This window comes from Armatimonadota bacterium (genome assembly GCA_013314775.1).
In the GTDB taxonomy this organism is placed as follows: domain Bacteria; phylum Armatimonadota; class Zipacnadia; order Zipacnadales; family JABUFB01; genus JABUFB01.
The window spans coordinates 165,630-183,259 of the sequence record JABUFB010000014.1; the positions used below are offsets into that span (position 1 = coordinate 165,630).

Below are 17,630 nucleotides of genomic sequence, written 5' to 3' on the forward strand. Positions count from 1 at the left end.
GCAATCCATTGCTCTCCGCAACCATGGGCGACTATCGCTGTGCACACTCAATCGGCCGCGCTTGGACCGCGGGGGCTACCGGGAATCTCGCGGGCGCAGACGCAGGGGCTATCCGCTCACGACCGCTTCCAGCATACCCTCGCAGTACTCCCCGAGATCCTCGCCGTCGAAGATGACCCGCAGTGTCCAGATCGCCCGCGAGGGGGGATCAAGGCCCGCTTCGGGGCTGATCGTCAGCGGCACCCGCGCGCGTTCCTTCGGGCCCAGTTCGATCTCGAGCATCGCCGGACGCGCGTGGAAGCCTTCCGGCAGGCAAGGCTGGGCGCGGACGACGACGAACTCATCCAGCGGGTTCACCACCCGCACTTCCAGGTGGATGCGCTCCTGTACCTGGGCGCGATACGGGTACACCGAGATCAGGAAGGGGTTGATGCCCAGGGACGGGTGCTTTCGGCCAACGAGCGCGCGCAGGGAGTTGTGGAAGTCGGCGGCATGGGGCTCGAACCCGTCGCAGGCGGCCCGGGTTATGGGCCACGGGTGAACGTGGGCCGCTGCCAGAAGTCGGGGCTGGTACTTGCGCAGGAGTCTTGCGCCCACAAGGTAGCCGCCGTCCACGTCAAACCAGTTGCGCCAGTCCGGGTCGGTGGGACGGATGGTCGTGTGGTCCGCCTCCCAGTACAGGGCATCTCCCGAAAACAGCACCATCTGTTCGTCTATTTCGCAGAAGTACACCGCATGGTACTCGGTCTGGCTGGGGAAGAAATGGGGGAAGATGTCGAAGCCGCGCCAGCGCATGGGCATGCCCTCGCGCATGACCATATCCACCCTGTAGGGGCGGTCATGCAGGCAGTTGAGGCTGTAGCCGTGGGGCCGCTCGAGTACATCTACCATGCACTCGTGGGTCGCCAGTTTCGTGCCGTACTTTTCCACCAGCCAGTCGTAGCCCATGAGGTGGTCATCATGGTGGTGGGTGATGATGCACCACTCCACGTCGCGGATGCCCTTGTCCGCGAGCACCTGCTCGAAGTTCTCGGGATAGCTCACTCCGGCGTCGAAAAACACTGCCGCACCGTCATCATCCACGATGGCATACTGGATCCGATTGGTGGCGCCGCGCAGGTGCGGCGTGATCGGGTCGAAATCGCAGACATGTCCCTGGGGTTGGTCGGGCCAGATCAGCCGCCAGCGGCTCCAGAAGTCGCCGATGCGATCCAGGGCGGCCTTGGCGGCGCTCATCACGTTTTCGCGGCCAATCACGGGATCGCCATGGGCCGGGAGCAGGACGTCGATATCGCCGCTCGCAAGCCACCCGACCCCACGTCTCAGGGCGTGTAGGCCCTCCATGAAGTTGTAACTGCGCTGCAGTTCATAGATGGAATGCAGCGTCCCGTCATGCTGCAGGATATCGCCCGAGACCAGCATGCGCGTGTCACCGTCGATGATAAGGTACCCCATGCCGCCCGGAGTATGGGCGCCGATGTGTTGCGCGTAGACATAGGGCTTGCGCCACGGCCGCGGCAGCTCTCCATCGGCAAGACGCATCGTTACGGGGATGTTCAGGCGCGGGCACAGGAAGCGTTCGTAGCCGGCGTAGCCATGGGCCACCTGCAGTTCCTGCCAAATGCCCTCGGCATTCTCCAGGTACGGCGCGTCGTGCTCTCCGATGGCAACCGGCAGCCCCGGGTATGCGTGGTGCCCGAACACCCGGTCACGCCGGTAGTCAGTGTGCAGCACCAGCGACGGGGCCCTCATGCCTGCGGTCTCCATGGCCCCGAGCACCGCACCGGAGCCCAGGTCGAAAAGCCCGGTCTCCCCGTCATCCCACTGGATTACATACACGTTCACCGCATCGCGGTAGAGGCTGATCTTCGGCAGGACTGGAATGAGCGACTGGCTCATGGTGCTCTCCTGAGACGGGTTTGAGTTCAGCCGAGGTCCGACGGCGGGAAATGGGACAGGTAGAACTGGGTCCCGAACTTGTCCATATCATCGGCCAGGAAGAACATGCCCTCGACGATGAACCGTCCCCCGGCTTCGAGGTGTCTCAGCACGGCTCTCTGCAGGCTGGTCTCCCTGGGTGCTGTGGACAGGTCCGGGTCCTCGTCGTAAAAGATAAAGTACAGTCCGGATCGTCGGCTCGTGGGGATAGGGAAGAGGTACAGCTCCTTCTGCCAGAGGACCATGTTCGAGTCCGGTCGATAGAAGTCGGCGATCTCCGGGTTGAGAATCCATGATCCGCAGGCAAACCCGACGAAGGGCCGCTCGGGGAAGTACTCCCGGAAGAACGCAATCGCCCGCTCCATGGTGTCCCGGCAGGCTTCCGGGGTCATGTTCCCGCCGCCGGGGATATGGACGTCCAGCACCGGATCGCCGGCGGTCAACACCTGCTTCCATTTCGACAGGTCCAGCGTCACCGGCTCGCGCAAGCCCACCCCAGCAGGGGAGATGGGACAACCGCGCACCGTGCTCTCGCCGGCCTCAATGTGCGCCACCCAGCCTTCGGGGTCCGGGTCTTCGGCAGGGCGCATGTCCAGCATGCCATCGGCAGCGAAACGGGTGCCGTCGGATGCAAGCGCAATCACCTCGCCTGTGTCGCGGTGCCGGTACGCCGTGAGGCCGCCGCGGAAGGGCCGAACCATGTATTCCATCCTGCCCACGCGGAACAGATCGCCATTCGCGTAGAAGCGCAGCCAGTAGATGGTCCGGGTGTATGCGCCCAGATTGCCGTTATTGTGGAAGGCGTAGTACTCGGTGAGGGCTTCAAATCGCCCGCAGCTGTCGCGCGAGATGGCTTCGGGTACCCCACGCTCCCGGTGGAAAGCCGTGGCCAGCGGAACCACGCCCAGCGCAACCAGCAGGTACAGGACGCCGCAGCGCTCTTCCCCGAGAATGTGCGCCAGCGAGGGCCACTGTCGGATTTTCTCGGCCGGGTACTCCTGGTGCCGGAAAAGGCATTCGTGGCAATGCCATGCGTAGAGCTTGAGCGCGGGACACTGACGGATCTGCTCCGCGGTCTGCAGGATCAGCGGCTCATGCTCCGGCGCGACGCTCACCCAGTCACGGGATATGCGGATAGTGTCCGGGTCCAGCAGGCTCGGGTTCTCCGGCAGGCTCGCGACGTCTTCCTCCCAGTGGGGCTCGAAGACGTCGCGGTAGTCCTCAATGCCAAGCGTCGACAGGAACTGGTCAAGCTGCATGTGATCCGCTCGCTTTCTACGGAATCGGGAGACTGGCAGCCGGTCCGGGCCTCGTCCTAAACCGGTGCCTGTATCCGGGGGCGCCTTTGGCCCCTACGCGTAACTGCCCTCTTCCCGCGCGATATCCAGCGCCAGGCGGTAGTTCTCCAGCGGCACCGTGGGCGGGATTGAGTGGTCGGAGTGGAAGATGTAGCGCCCGCCTTCCGCGGCGCAAGAGACCTTTGGACGCACTTCAGCCTCCACCTCCTCCAGGGTTCCGCCGAGTCTTTCCACACTGATGTTGCCGAAGAGCGTGATCTGATCGCCGTACAGCGCCTTCAGCGCGCAGACGTCGCTGCCCGCGCGGGATTCCAGGGGCTGCGCGCAGGCATACCCGGCCTCGATCAGCAGGGGGACGAAATCGGTGACATTGCCGCAGCAGTGGTACATCGGAACGATGCCCCGCTCCCAGCAGGCGTCGGTGATACGCCGCAGGCTGGGCAGCACTATCTCCCGGAAGAGCCTGGGCGAAAAGAGCATTCCGTTGCGGTAACACAGGTCCGCGAAATGCCACAGGGCGTCGGGTTTGGCGATTTCGCAGGCCGCATCGATGAGGTCCAGGTTCAGGCGCGTCTGGTACTCCACCATCTCGGCCACTACATCCGGGTGATCCATCATCATCTGTAGCGCGCGCTCGAAACCCATGGCCATAAGCGCCCACCAGATGGGCTCCGAGGGGACCATGGCGAACCAGTGGCCGGCCGCATTGTACTGGGCCACGAGTTCGCCATAGTTCGCGGGAATGCGGCCCGGCGAGAACCGCAGGCGCTCTCGGTAAGTCCGCCAGTCGTCGGGAGTGTTGATGAGATACTCGACTTTGTGCGGCGTGGCGGTCTTCGACTTCCACCGCCATTCGGTGACGCCATCTGCATTCCGCACCAGCGATCGGTCTTCGTAGTCCTCCAGAGTCTCTTCAGGCAGTGTGAGCGACCCATCGAACCAGCTCGTCCCGATGGGGTCCATGTCCAGCCACACCAGGGGGTCAACATCGTCCGGCATGCCCTCGCTCCGCCAGCGCTCCAGGGTCTCGGGCCAGATGCAGATCTCGCAGAGCGGGATTCTGTCGGGCAGTTCGCCGGTGAGGGCCCGGCGCATCCGTTCGCGACTGGTCATGTGTGGCTCCTCGGGGAAGGAATTGGGGCGACGCCTTGGCCGAGATCACGCCTCCGCTGCTCCTCACCTCAGGAAATACCCCTGCGAGGTGGGGTTGGCGTCGGTGGTCATGCTGATTCCCAGTTTGCGCAGGCCGTATTCGTCGCCCGCGCCCGGTTCGTGGGTGAGATGCATCTGAGTCCCGCGCAGTTCGGGCAGTTTCTCGATGCCCGCTTTCGCCGCAGGGTTGGTGGCCGCGCTGATGCCCAATGCCACCAGGACCTCCTGCACGTTGAGGCTGGGTGACGTGGCGCCCAGGTAATTGGCCTTCAGGTCGGTGAGGCTCTGAATCACGGAGCTCGGGAGCAGGTGCATGCTGTCAGGGATGCCAGCGAGGTGCTTGATCGCATTGATGATTGCCGCGGATGCCGAGTGGAACAGGGGCGAGTTCTTCCCCGTGACGATGGCCCCGTCCGCGGTCTGGAGCGCCGCGCCGCAGTAGAATCCGTCCTTCCCGCCGCCGGCTTGCTCAGCCCGGGCGGCGGTCTGCCGGGCAGGGAGAACCACCGGGCGGTCGGTGGGGCCCACTTCGAGGCGCACCATGAGGCTCTCGGCGCGCTCCAGGACCTTGTGGCTGCACAGGCCCCGGCGCTGCTCCCAGAAATGCCGGAAGTACCTGCGGATGACCTCCTGAACCGAGGCCTCGCGCACCACGGCGTCGTCGATAATGCCCGCTCCGGCGCGGTTCACACCCATGTCCGTGGGCGACTGGTACACCGGCGTGCCCGGCGCGGTCCCGGCAATGCGGTCGATAATGCGTTTGAGGATCGGGAAGCTCTCAACGTCGCGGTTATAATTCACAGCCACCTTCCCGTAGGCCTTGAGGTGGTGCGGGTCCACGAGCACAATGTCACCCAGGTCCACCGTTGCGGCCTCGTACGCGAGGTTCACGGGGTGGTCCACCGGCAGGTCCCAGATGGGGAATGTCTCGAACTTCGCGTAGCCCGAAGTCCGGCCCTGCTGGTGGTCGTGGTACAGCTGAGAGAGGCAGGTTGCCAGCTTGCCGCTTCCAGGGCCGGTGCCGGTGACCACAACCAGAGGCGCCTCGGTCTCGATGAAGGGATTGCGGCCGAATCCGTCCGCCGACACGATGAAGTCCACATCGCTGGGATAGTTGGGGATCTCGAAGTGCGTGTAGACGGCGATGCCCTGTCCCTGCAGCTGCTGAGTGAGCCGGTCGCAGCCACGGCCAGGCGTGTATCGCGTGATGACCACCGCTTTCGTGGGTATTCCCCAGTCCCGCAGGTCGTCGATGGCCTTGAGGGTCGCGAGATCATAAGTGATGCCGAAGTCCCCACGAATGCGCCCGTGCTCGATGTCCTCGGAACAGACGCAGAAGATCACCTCGATCCGGTCTCGCAGGTCTTGCAGGAGACGCATCTTCACGTTGGGGTCATATCCAGGAAGGACGCGCATGGCGTGGAAATCGAAGGTGAGCTTGCCCCCGAACTCAAGATAGAGCTTACCTTGGAACTGTTCCACCCGTTGGAGAATTGCGTCTGTCTGTTCCCGAAGATACTTTGCATTGTCGAAGCCCTGTCTGGCCATGAAACGCTCCTGACGCGCGCCCGCCCTGCCGCCGGGTCCCTCGCTCCCAGCGGATCGGCGCTGGATGTTCCTGCTGCCCGCTGGCGGGGATGTTCCACAGGCGGCGGGTGCGAACCTGCCGGGTGACCAATGAAGGACTCGCAGGGCCCGAGAGAGAATTGTGAGCTACTTCTCTCTGCATCAGCGGGCCCGGAGTGGCCCGTCATTCCCGTCTTCGCGAGGTGTCCACGATGAAACGCCTTCTGCTCGCCGCGCTGGCGGTCGCCTGCGTCGCGTACCTGGCGTCCTGCGCACCGAAACCGACGACCTCCGGGCAGACCCCGGAGGAGATGGCGGCTGGAACGTCGCAGGCCCCCAAGCCCGAGGACGCGGCCGCCGGTGAGAAGAAGAAAATCGCGGTGATCCCCAAGGGCACCACCCACGAGTTCTGGAAGTCCATCCACGCCGGGGCGATGAAGGCGGCAGACGAGCTCGGCGTGGAGATCATCTGGAAGGGACCGCTCAAGGAAGACAACCGTGACGACCAGATCAAGATCGTCGAGGACATGACCAACCTCGGTGTGGATGGGATCGTTTTGGCTCCGCTGGATGACACGGCACTGCGCCTTCCGGTTGAAGAAGCCACCCGCAAGGGCATCCCGGTGGTCATCATCGACTCCGGCCTGAAGAGCGAGGACTATGTGAGTTTCGTGGCCACCGACAACCACCACGGCGGGGAGCTTGCGGGTGAGCATCTTGCGAAGCTCCTGAACGGCAAGGGCAAGGTGGTCATGTTGCGGTACGCCGAGGGGTCGGCGAGCACCAATGAGCGGGAACAGGGCTTCGTGGACGCCATCAAGAAGTCGCCGGGCATTGAGCTTGTGAGCAGCAACCAGTACGGCGGCGCTACCACGGAATCTGCACAGAAGGCCAGCGAGAATTTGCTCGCGCCGTACAAGTCCGCCGACGGCAAACTCAGCATCGATGGCATCTTCTGCCCCAATGAGTCCACCACATTCGGGATGCTGCGCGCCCTGCAGGACGCCCGTCTCGCCGGCAGCGTGAAGTTCGTGGGCTTCGACAGCTCTGAGAAACTGGTGGACGCCCTCGCGGCCAAGGAGCTGCACGGGCTGGTCTTGCAGGACCCGATGAACATGGGCTACCTTGGGGTGAAGACCATGGTGGCGCACCTCAACGGAGAGACGGTGGAAAAGCGCATCTCTACCGGCGAGACCCTGGCCACACCCGAGAACATGAACGAGCCTGAGATACAGGCTCTGCTGAAGCCGGACTACCAGAAATGGCTGAAAGAGTAGAGGACGTGGCGCAGCCGCGACTGCGCATGAACGGCATAAGCAAGCGATTCGGGGTCACGGTGGCCCTGGATGGAGTGGACCTCTCCGTGCGTGAAGGGGAGGTCCATGCGCTTGTGGGCGAGAACGGGGCGGGTAAGAGCACTCTCATGAAGGTGCTGTCCGGTGCGATCCAGCCCGACGCCGGAAGCATCACCCTGGATGGCAGGCCCTTCCGTCCCCGCGGGCCCCTGGAGGCGCGCCGGGCAGGGGTAGCCATGATCTACCAGGAACTGTCCCTGGCGCCGCACCTGACGGTTGAAGACAACATCATGCTCGGGGCCGAGCCCACGCGGCTTGGGTTCGTGCGGCGGTCGGTGGTTCGTGCCGAAGTCTCTCGTGCCATGGAGCAGTTCACCCATGCCGGCATCTCGCCCACCGCGAAAGTCGGTTCTCTGTCGCCCGCAGAGCAGCAACTGGTGGAGATCGCCCGGGCGATTGCGGTGGGCTGCAGGGTTCTCGTGCTGGACGAGCCTACCAGCAGTCTAACTTCCCGCGATGTGGAGCGCCTGTTCGATCTGATCGCACGGCTGCGCGCAACCGGGCATTCCATCGTCTACATCTCCCACTTCATTGAGGAAGTCAAGCGTGTCGCGGACCGGGTCACGGTGCTGCGCGACGGATCGGTCGCGGGTTCCGGCGACGTGGGCGACCTGTCCATCGCTGACATCGTGAGTCTCATGGTGGGGCGCGAAATCGCCGATCTGTATCCGAGATCGCCCCGCGAGCCCGGCGAGACGGTGCTGGAAGTGGAGGACCTCGCGGGTATCCGGCTGCCTGTTGGCGCGGGCCTGAATCTGCGCCGGGGCGAAGTCCTCGGGATTGCGGGCCTGGTGGGAGCCGGAAGAACCGAGCTTATCCGCGCCATTTTCGGCCTGGACCCGGTGCGCTCCGGGCGGGTAAGGATCGGGCAGTACTCCGGCCCCGCTTCGCCGATGCAACGTTGGCGGCAGGGCGTGGGAATGCTCAGTGAAGACCGTAAGAACGAGGGCCTCGCGGTGGGCCTGAGCATCACGGACAATGTGACCGCGTCGCGGCTCGAGGGCTTCGGGCCCGCCGGTCTCGTGCTTCCCAGGTTCCAGGATCAGGCCACGCGGCGCTGGGTAGAGGCTCTGGGCATCCGCTGCACCAGTCCGCGGCAGCGAGTGAACAGCCTCTCCGGCGGCAATCAGCAGAAGGTGGCCCTGGCGCGTCTCTTGCAGCACGATGTGGATGTGCTGCTGCTCGACGAACCCACGCGGGGCATCGACGTGGCCAGCAAGGCGCAGATATACCAGCTCATTGATCGCCTCGCATGTGGGCAGTCGGCGGACGGAACCTCATCGGGGCGGCCGCGCGCAGTGCTGATGGTGAGCAGCTACCTGCCGGAACTGCTGGGCGTCTGCGACCGCATCGCCGTGATGTGCCGGGGCAGACTGGGCCCCGCGAGACCCGTGTCCCAATTGAACGAGAGGCAGATCATGCTCGAAGCAACCGGTCAGGAGCTACCGTTGTGAGCGCACCCCGCCGCCCGACTGAGGCCGAAAGCACCAGCCCGATGAGTCGCGTGGCGATCTTCGCTGCGACCTGGGTGAATGTCCTCGGGCCGCTGGTGGGGCTCGCGGTAATCTTCACCCTGTTCGCGGCGATCGGCCCGCCGGGTTTCTCCAGCGCGGCGAACCTGGAGACCATCGCGCGGCAGACCGCGATCGTCGGCGTCGCAGCCTTGGGCATGACACTGATCATGATCCTGGGCGGCATCGACCTGTCCGTGGGGTCCGTGGTGGCCCTGACTACCGTGGTCATCGCCTGGCTGCTTCAGGAGGCGCAGACATCGGCTTTGCTGGCCGCACTGGGCGGGATCGCTGCCGGGGTGCTGTGTGGCCTTGTGAGCGGGACGCTGATCACGCGCCTGAACGTGGTGCCATTCATCGTGACCCTGGGTATGATGCTGGTGGTCCGAGGCATCGCCAAGGCCCTGGCGAATGAGCAGAAGATCGACGCACCGCTCACGTGGCTCAAGGAACTGCTGGCGTCGTTGCCCCCCGAACGCCGGGCGATGCTCCTGCCGCCCGGGGTATGGCTTGTCATCGTGCTGGCGCTGGTGGTGGCGGGACTGCTGCGGTACACGCGGCTGGGCCGGCACATTTTCGCCATCGGCTCCAACGAGCAAACCGCACGGCTGTGCGGAGTTCCGGTGCAGCGGGTGAAAGTGGTCACATATACCCTCGGCGGGCTGTTCTTCGGGCTTGCAGGGCTGATGCTCTTCTCGCGACTGACGGTGGGCGATCCGACGGCGGCGGTTGGGCTTGAGCTGGACGTCATCGCTGCCGTAGTCATTGGAGGCGGCAGTCTTGCAGGCGGCGAGGGGTCGGTCCTGGGCTCCCTTGTGGGCGCGCTGATTATGAGCGTGATTCGATCGGGCTGCTCGCAGATGGGCTTGAGCAACTGGGTCCAGGAACTGGTGACTGGAGCAGTGATTGTGGTCGCGGTGGCCCTGGATCGCCTGCGACACAGAAGACTGACCTGAGCTAAGCCGGGTGCCATATCACGCCCCGTTTCAGGGGACTGGCATCCGATTCCGAGTATCATCCGGAGGCGGTGCCTGTACCCAATGCGCTGTTTGCTTCACACTCTGCCGCCCCTTCGGGGCTAATGCGGCTATCAGGCTGCCGGTAACCCCGAGCTCACGCTGGTGGCAGATTGCTGCCGCCCCTTCGCGGCTGCTAAGTGGTGCACGTCACGCTCTGCAACGTACACACGAACTCCCCATGGAGACGCCCATGCGATTACTCGTCCTCCCGCTCCTGATCACCAGCTTCCTCCCGGTCACCGCGGATGAGTTCGACGTGGCCCTCCTGCGACCAACGCGGTACCTCGCCGAAAACCCCGCGGGCGCCGATGATGTCCACACTTACCTGCAGAATGTCCGCAATATCCTGGATCTGGCCGGCTTGCGGCACCACACGATTGATGAGGCAGAGGTCCTCGCCGGGAGCCTGTCCACCGCCGAATTCTTGATCTGCCCATACAACCCGTACATGACTGCCGAAGTCGCCAAAGCCATCCAGTCCTTCCTCGATGCCGGAGGGCATGCCCTGTTCTGTTACTTCTGTGAGGATTCCCTGCGCCGCCGCCTGGGCCTGGGAGAACTGCTCTATACTTCGGGAGGCGATGAGGGGCTTTTCCGCAATCTCGCCGCCACCGAATTTGCCCCGCGCGGAATGCCCCAGACGGTTCGGCAGGGCAGTTGGAATGCGTACCTCCTGGCCTCGCTGGATGACAGCATATCCAGGCCGGTGCTGGAGTGGATCGCCGAGGACGGGCAGACCAACTCGGGCCCGGCGATGACCGTCTCATCCGAGGCCGCGTGGTTCGGGCACGTCATGGTCGGCGGGAATCTGCCCGAAAAAGCCCGGATGCTTCTGTCGGTGATCGGCAACTGGAACCCGAAGGTCTGGGATCGCGCCGTCCAGCACGCCCTGCGTCCAGACCTGGGATTCCGGTTCGCCGAGGACATCGCGGCGCTGCAGTCCATGGCCGAAGGTCGCCCCGAGGCTTCGGCGGCCGCGGGGCGACTCGCGACGGAGCACGAGCAGCTCCGGCGAGAGGCGGGAAAGGTCGAACCCTGGGTGACGATTCAGGCAGCACAGGCCTGGCGGCAGGGCTTGCGAGACGTGTATCTCACCTGCCTGCCCTCGGCACCCGACGGTATGCGCGGCGCATGGGTAGTCATGCCCGGCGGGTGCGGCGACTGGGGCTGGGAGAGGACCGCGCAGGTTGCCGCCGAGAACGGGCTGACGGATCTGTTCGTTCGCATCGAGTGGGGCGGCCGCGCCAGCTACCCCAGTGAGGTCATCCCGTCGCGCCTGGAGCCGGGTGAAACCGACCCCGTGGCCGAGGGCATTGCAGCCTGCCACCGGCACGGGCTGCGTTACCACGCCTGGTTCATCAGCCTCAACTGGCGCATGCCCCCGCAGGACCTTGTGCAGGCGATCTCCGCGCAAGGCCTGTGGCAATATTCGCCCGAAGGGCTTGAAACGGTGCGCGAAGGTGGGGGCCGGTCGCACTGGCTCAACCCCTCAGAGCCCGGGGTCATCGACCTTCAGGCGCGGATGATGGCGGAAGTGGCGGCGAAGTATCCTGTGGATGGCGTGCACTACGATTACATTCGCTATGAGAACTACAACGGTTCATACGGTGAGCGGGACAGGGCGCGCTTCGAGGTCTGGGCCAATGTGAAGGTCCGTGATTGGCCCGCCGATGTGCTCCCTGCGTCCGGGGGCAAGCCTGCGGGACCGCTGCACGAAAAGTTCCTGGAATGGCGCTGCGAGCAGGTGAGCAACGTTGTCTTCGCTTCTTCCGCAGCCGTGCGAGCCGCTAACCCGAAATGCAGAATCTCGGCGGCAGTCTACCCGAGTTGGCCCTCGCACCGACTTACCGTGGGGCAGGACTGGGCCCGTTGGCTGCGCGAAGGTTGGCTGGATTTCGTGTGCCCCATGGTCTACGATGCCCCGAGCTACTACGACCGCCACGTGGACCGGGTGGGCCGCCTGCGTGAAGCGGCCGGCGACCGTCCGCTCATGGTGGGCATCGGCTCGTGGCTCCACACGGACCCTTTGACCGTTGCTGAACAGGTTGTCGCGGATCGCGAACTGGGCGCTGACGGCTTCGTGCTCTTTTCGTACACGCCGGAACTGGGTGAGAGCTTCCTGCCGGCCCTGAAGCGAGGGGTGTTTGCCGTTCCCGCGAAACCCAGGTAGGCCGGCGATAGAGAATGGACGAGGTGACCGGCGATGCGCCGCGTGTTCCCACTGCTCTGCCTGCTCGTGGTTCCCGGGCTGTATGCCGACACCGTGCGCCTGCCGGTGATTGCGGACACTTCGCTCCAGGCGCATCAGTCCGAGGTCTCCTTCAACAGCGGCGCCAGTTCTAACATCCGCATCAAGGGCAATGAGCACTTCATGCTGGTCAAGTTCGACCTCGCGCCCATCAGGGGCTGGGATGTCGAGAGCGCCCGGCTCTTCCTGCATCCCTCGCACCCCCACATGCTGCGTACCGTGGGCATCTCGACCATTGCCACAGACTGGGAGGAGGGCACTGGCACCGGCGGTCCTGCGGAGAACGGATGCACGTTCCTGCGGGCAAATCACCCCGACGGCTTTTGGGCAGGGCCGGGTAGCGACTTCACGCATGTCTCCCTCACCAACGGCAACACGCGCAGCTTCTACACCGATGTCAAGGGCGTTGCCGACGGCTGGCTGAGCATCGACATCGACCCGTGGCTGATCTACGCCATGACCTCGGGCGCTTCCTACGGTCTGTGCATTTCCGATGAGAAAGGCCAGACGCGTGCCAACAACGACGTCCATTCCAGGGAGCAGAACGGTTACCAGCCCTATCTGCTGGTTACTGGCGCACCGAGTCAGGCCGATCCTGACCGCCCTGAGATAGCCCTGATGCAGGCGCAACCCGAGTCCCGCGCAGCCGGCTACCAGACCGGCGCGCTACGCGTATCGTTGCGTACAGAGGGGGCTTTCACGATCCGGGGGACGTATGCGAGGGAGGGCGAGGTTGGCTCCATGCCCATCCCCAGGCGACTCATCGGGCTGGCCGAAGATGGGTCTGCAACCCTCGTCATTCCGGGTCTCACTCCTGGCGCTTCGTACTCCATCAACGTGTGCGGAGTGGACCGGTATGGAAACCCGGGGCCGATGATCAGCACGTTGGTGCGCGCGTCAGCTGCCCGGCCGATGCCGAATGCCCTGCCTGTGGCCGAGCGCGCGGAACCGCGCCCCAAGGACCCCCCGAAGGCCGGCAGCCTGTGCGCCTGGGCCTGCCCGGCAGAGTGCAAAGTGAACCCAGTGTCCGGCGCAGTGTTGGAGGACCGTGGTGCACAGGGCTACTCGGCGGACTCCGCGAGCGACTGGCGCCGCGCAAACCCAGTGTGGGATGACGGGACCGTACGCCTCGCTGCCGCCCGGGGGGAAGTCCTCGCTTCGCAGGTGGTGGTGGAGAATCTGTCGGACCAGCCCCAACAGGCGAACCTGGAGTACGACCCTGCGGGCTTTTCGGCACAGTGCAGGGTATTCCGCAACTGGTACGTCAAGGACGGTGATTGGTTCGCCGAATACATGATTCCCATGGGCGATACCCCCGCGCAGATCCCGGCGCCCGACAATGCAGTCCCTGGCCAACGCAACCAGTCCTTCACGCTGATCTGGTGGATTCCGCCGGACACGACCCCGGGACTGCACCGGGTATCGCTGAAGGTGGGGGAGAGCCTCAGCCTACCCATCGAGATCGAAGTCCACGGTTTCACGCTCCCTGCCGAGACCAGTTTTGAGGTGGACCTGAACTGCTACGGACCGGTGTACTCCGACCGCGACTTCGACGAGTACCTGGAGCGGGAACGAGAGTACTACCGGGCGGCTCACGCGCTGCGCTCGACGTTGAACCCGCTGCCGTATTCCCAGTCTGGCCAGACGTACCGGGGATTCGTGCCGACGCTGGAAGGCGCAGGGGCCGAGATGAAAGTGGTGGACTGGTCCGAGTATGACCGCCATTACGGGCCGTATCTTGACGGCAGCGCCTTCGGCGGAATCCGGGCGGGAGTGCCCATCACCCACATGTATCTGCCTTTCCACGAGAACTGGCCTTCACCCATCGCGGAACACTATTCGGCGGGCAATGACATCCGCAAGTACCCGGACAACATCGTCGCACACGCCCTGACTGCGCCTCCGGTGGAGGAGGCCTTCGACCGGGACTTCCAAGAGGCTTTCGTGGCGGTGACCCGGCAGTTCGTGGAGCACTGCAGGGAGCGCGGCTGGGACAAGACGGACATGCAGTGCTATCAGAACAACAAGTACTATTTCAAGGACGAGAAGACCAACTTCCGGGGCACTTCCTGGTGGTTGCTGGATGAGCCCATGCACCGCGACGACTGGCTGGCCCTGCGGTTCTTCGCGCGAATGTTTCGTGAGGGCGCGGGGAGCAACGAAAGATTCGTGTACCGGGGCGACATCTCGCGTCCGCAGTGGCAGCGCGACTGGCTCGACGATCTGGCGGACGTGATCTGCGTGAGTTCAGCGCTGTTCACCGACACCTGGCACTGCCGGCGCATGGCCGACCAGTGGGGTGCGGAGTTCTGGCACTACGGAACAGCCAACGACGTTCGCGCCGGCAATCTCAATGGTGTCGCGTGGGCGCTGCGGGCATGGATCGGTGGAGCGGACGGCATCCTGCCCTGGAACACCATCGGTGGTGAAGGCGCCCTCATCAACCCCACCGCAACAGCGCTGCTCATTCCCGGGAGCAGGTTCGGTATCCGAGGGCCCCTGGTGAGCCTGCGCCTGCTCGCTCTGTGTCGCGGGCAGCAGGATGTGGAGTACCTCAACCTCCTGGCCGAGAAGCGCCGGGCGAGTCGAGATGAGATGCGGAGGCTGGTTGGAGAGCACTTGACTCTTCAGGGGGAACACCGGCAGGCGTGGGCTGATGATGCCGGGACAATGGACTTTGGCGCCCTGCGCTGGGAGGACTTCGACGGCCTGCGCAGGACAGTGGCGGCGGAGCTTTCGAGGTAGGCGCAATTCCGGAAGGTCATCTGCATTTCGGTGTTGAACAATCCACCGCCCGGGTCTACCGGGCGCACACCAAAGCTGCCGCAGGAGGATGTACCTATGAGCGACAAGATCAGGCTCGCCCTCGTCGGCGCCGGGGGCATGGCGAATGGGGTCCATTACCCCTCGCTCGCCGTTTTCGATGACGTCGAGATGGTCGGTCTGTGCGACCTGGTGCCGGAGAAGCTGCAGGCCACAGCAGAGAAGTTCAAGATCGAGAAGACATACACCGACTACAAGAAGATGATAGAGGAAACCGCGCCCGATGGCGTGTACGTCCTCATGCCGCCCCACCATCTGTTCGACATCTGCATCCACGTGCTCAACAGCAAGCTGGCGCTGTTCATCGAGAAGCCGCCGGGGGTTACCGCCGAGCAGACCCGGCAGATGGCCAACTGCGCCGAGAAGAACGGGGTCGTGAGCCTGGTGGGGTTCAATCGTCGCTACAGCCCACTCATGCGCCAGTGCAAGAACATGGTGCTCGACCACGGCGGCCCCGTGATCCAGGCAATGAGCAGCTTCTACAAGTGGCACACCGCCGGCCCGTACTACAATGGCGCAATCGATATCCTGAGCTGCGACGCGGTTCATGCGGTGGACGCGCTGCGTTTCATCGGCGGCGATGTGAAGAAGGTTGTTGGTGAAGTCAGTAACCAGGGCATGTCCTTCGACACCCGCTTCAATGCGCTGGTCGAGTTTGAGAGCGGCGGCGCGGGGGTCCTCATGACGAACTGGCGCGTGGGTGGACGCATCCACCAGTTCGAGATGCACGGCGAGGGAATCTCCGTATACGTGAATCCCGACTTCCATGCGGATATCTACGTAGATGGCGCGACCAAGGCGAAGCGTATCACTACGCAGAAGGCTGCGGGCGGCAGCAAGGAGCCCCGCGTCTACTACGGATTCGAGGGAGAAAACCGGGCCTTCGTGGACGCAATCAAGACAGGCCAGCAGCCCGAGACGTGCCTGGCCGACGCCGTGAAGACCATGGAGCTTGTGGATCGCATCTATCACAGCCCCCTGTAAGATGGTTCAAGAATCGGTGGAGGAATCTGGTTGAACATTGGCGAATAGTGTCTGCGTAAAATGCCGGAGCGGCGGTCGTGAGGAGTGGGTGCGGAGACACGATCCGTCGGAGAGTACACCATCACTGCGCTGGGAGGGAAACCATGCGCCAACAGCAGGCCAGCCCACTGGCGATCGTCATCGCTATTGTGGTGCTACTCGTGGTCCTGTACGTCATCTTCAAACTCACCGTCGCACCGAAGCCGGCGCCTCCGAATGACGCTGGGATGCAGGGGCCTCCACCCGAATCGATGCCCGCCGGTTCAGGTGCGCCAGGCACGCCGGGACAACAGACTGCGCCTCCTCAAGGCGCCAGTCCGCCAGCCTCGGGTGGTTAGCAGCAGAGGCGAGCAAACACTGGTATAATCGAGCGTTCCGCCGAAGGCCCCCGGGTAAGGAGTCTGAGGTGCGGACGCTGCGTCGTTGACTTCGCCATTCGGCTCCACTATAATTCCCATGCCCGGCGAGTCTCACGCGACCGGGTGTTTTTGTGTTGAGCAGTCGAATCGCCCGCAGCAGTTGAGTCACAGGAGGATCAGCGACGATGGCCGGTGTAACACTCAAGGGCCTGACCAAGCGTTTCGGCGATGTTATCGCCGTCAATAACGTGGACCTCGAAATCCGGGATGGCGAGTTCCTCGTGCTCGTAGGCCCGTCCGGCTGCGGGAAAACCACGTGTCTTCGCATGATCGCCGGCCTCGAAGAAGCCACCGATGGCGAGATCCGCATCGGCGACCGCCTCGTCAACAATGTTGCCCCGAAAGACCGGGACATCGCCATGGTCTTCCAGAATTACGCGCTCTACCCCCATATGAGCGTCTATGAGAACATGGCTTTCGGACTCAAGCTGCGGAAGGTACCGCGGGACGAGATAGCTCGCCGCGTCGAAGAAGCCGCCGAGATGCTGGGCATCCAACAACTTCTGAAGCGCCGCCCCAAGGAGCTATCCGGCGGACAGCGCCAGCGCGTCGCTGTCGGCCGGGCTATCGTGCGCGAGCCCGCGGTGTTCCTGATGGACGAGCCGCTGTCGAACCTGGATGCCAAGCTCCGGGTCCAGACCCGTGCGGAACTCATCAAGCTTCACCGCCGCCTGGGCATCACCACCATCTACGTCACCCACGACCAGGTCGAGGCCATGACCATGGGCGACCGCATCGCGGTCATGCTCGACGGCGTGGTTCAGCAGGTAGATTCCCCCCTCAACCTGTTCAACCACCCGGTGAACGTGTTCGTCGCGGGATTCATCGGCAGCCCGGCCATGAACTTCGTGGATGGAGAGCTTGTCTCCCAGAATGGCGAACTGTGGATAGACGCGGGAACCTTCAAAGTACAGCTTCCCGCCCACCGCATTGCGGCCTATGAGGAACATGTGGGCAAACCGATCATTCTGGGCATCCGACCAAGCGACATATACGACAAGACCATTTCACCGGTCGCAGAGCCCACGCCCGGGAACACTATCGACCTGGTTGTTGAGGTCATCGAGCCGATGGGGGCTGAGTCAGTGCTCTATCTGTCGACGGGGACGGAAAGCCTGATTGCCAGCGTTGACAGTAACACCATCGCGAAGGAGAACGAGAAGCTTGCGGTGGTCCTGGACATGAACAAGGCTCACATCTTCGACAAGCAGACGGAACTCGCTCTCGGGGAAGAGACTGTGGGTCGCTGAACTCCACTTGCCGCATCCGAATCGCTGT

11 protein-coding genes are annotated in these 17,630 nt (G+C 63.9%); 7 read left to right on the forward strand and 4 right to left on the reverse strand.

Annotated features, from left to right (window positions below; all coding sequences use genetic code 11):
* Positions 1–108 precede the first annotated feature (108 nt).
* The 4 genes from HPY44_18305 to HPY44_18320 form a co-directional block, all read right to left on the reverse strand.
* Positions 109–1,899 carry an MBL fold metallo-hydrolase gene (locus HPY44_18305; protein NSW57961.1) on the reverse strand — a complete coding sequence of 597 codons (1,791 nt, stop codon included), beginning with the start codon at positions 1,897–1,899 and terminating at the stop codon, positions 109–111.
* A 26-nt stretch (positions 1,900–1,925) separates the two neighbouring features.
* Positions 1,926–3,197, reverse strand: coding sequence for a DUF5596 domain-containing protein (locus HPY44_18310; protein ID NSW57962.1), 1,272 nt, complete (start codon positions 3,195–3,197; stop codon positions 1,926–1,928).
* A gap of 93 nt (positions 3,198–3,290) precedes the next feature.
* Positions 3,291–4,349: a hypothetical protein gene (locus HPY44_18315; protein NSW57963.1), complete on the reverse strand. Its 1,059-nt coding sequence runs from the start codon at positions 4,347–4,349 to the stop codon at positions 3,291–3,293.
* Positions 4,350–4,412: 63 nt separating this feature from the next.
* Complete coding sequence (locus HPY44_18320; protein ID NSW57964.1) at positions 4,413–5,936, reverse strand: DUF1846 domain-containing protein; 1,524 nt, start codon at positions 5,934–5,936, stop codon at positions 4,413–4,415.
* 230 nt (positions 5,937–6,166) lie between these two features.
* Between HPY44_18320 and HPY44_18325 the strand changes: the two genes are divergently transcribed.
* From HPY44_18325 to ugpC, 7 genes are all read left to right on the forward strand, one after another.
* Entirely contained in the window at positions 6,167–7,231 is a 1,065-nt protein-coding gene (locus tag HPY44_18325) for a substrate-binding domain-containing protein (protein NSW57965.1), read from the forward strand.
* Positions 7,216–8,763: a sugar ABC transporter ATP-binding protein gene (locus HPY44_18330; protein NSW57966.1), complete on the forward strand. Its 1,548-nt coding sequence runs from the start codon at positions 7,216–7,218 to the stop codon at positions 8,761–8,763. The genes HPY44_18325 and HPY44_18330 overlap by 16 nt, the downstream gene beginning before the upstream one ends.
* Before the next feature lie 41 nt (positions 8,764–8,804).
* Positions 8,805–9,776: an ABC transporter permease gene (locus HPY44_18335; protein NSW57967.1), complete on the forward strand. Its 972-nt coding sequence runs from the start codon at positions 8,805–8,807 to the stop codon at positions 9,774–9,776.
* A gap of 253 nt (positions 9,777–10,029) precedes the next feature.
* Positions 10,030–12,009: a family 10 glycosylhydrolase gene (locus tag HPY44_18340; GenBank protein ID NSW57968.1), complete on the forward strand. Its 1,980-nt coding sequence runs from the start codon at positions 10,030–10,032 to the stop codon at positions 12,007–12,009.
* Positions 12,010–12,042: 33 nt separating this feature from the next.
* Positions 12,043–14,832 (forward strand): hypothetical protein, encoded by a 2,790-nt coding sequence (locus tag HPY44_18345; GenBank protein ID NSW57969.1) that lies wholly within the window; start codon positions 12,043–12,045, stop codon positions 14,830–14,832.
* A 96-nt stretch (positions 14,833–14,928) separates the two neighbouring features.
* Positions 14,929–15,894 (forward strand): Gfo/Idh/MocA family oxidoreductase, encoded by a 966-nt coding sequence (locus tag HPY44_18350; GenBank protein ID NSW57970.1) that lies wholly within the window; start codon positions 14,929–14,931, stop codon positions 15,892–15,894.
* Positions 15,895–16,477: 583 nt separating this feature from the next.
* Positions 16,478–17,602 carry a sn-glycerol-3-phosphate ABC transporter ATP-binding protein UgpC gene (gene ugpC, locus HPY44_18355; GenBank protein ID NSW57971.1) on the forward strand — a complete coding sequence of 375 codons (1,125 nt, stop codon included), beginning with the start codon at positions 16,478–16,480 and terminating at the stop codon, positions 17,600–17,602.
* Positions 17,603–17,630: the final 28 nt, after the last annotated feature.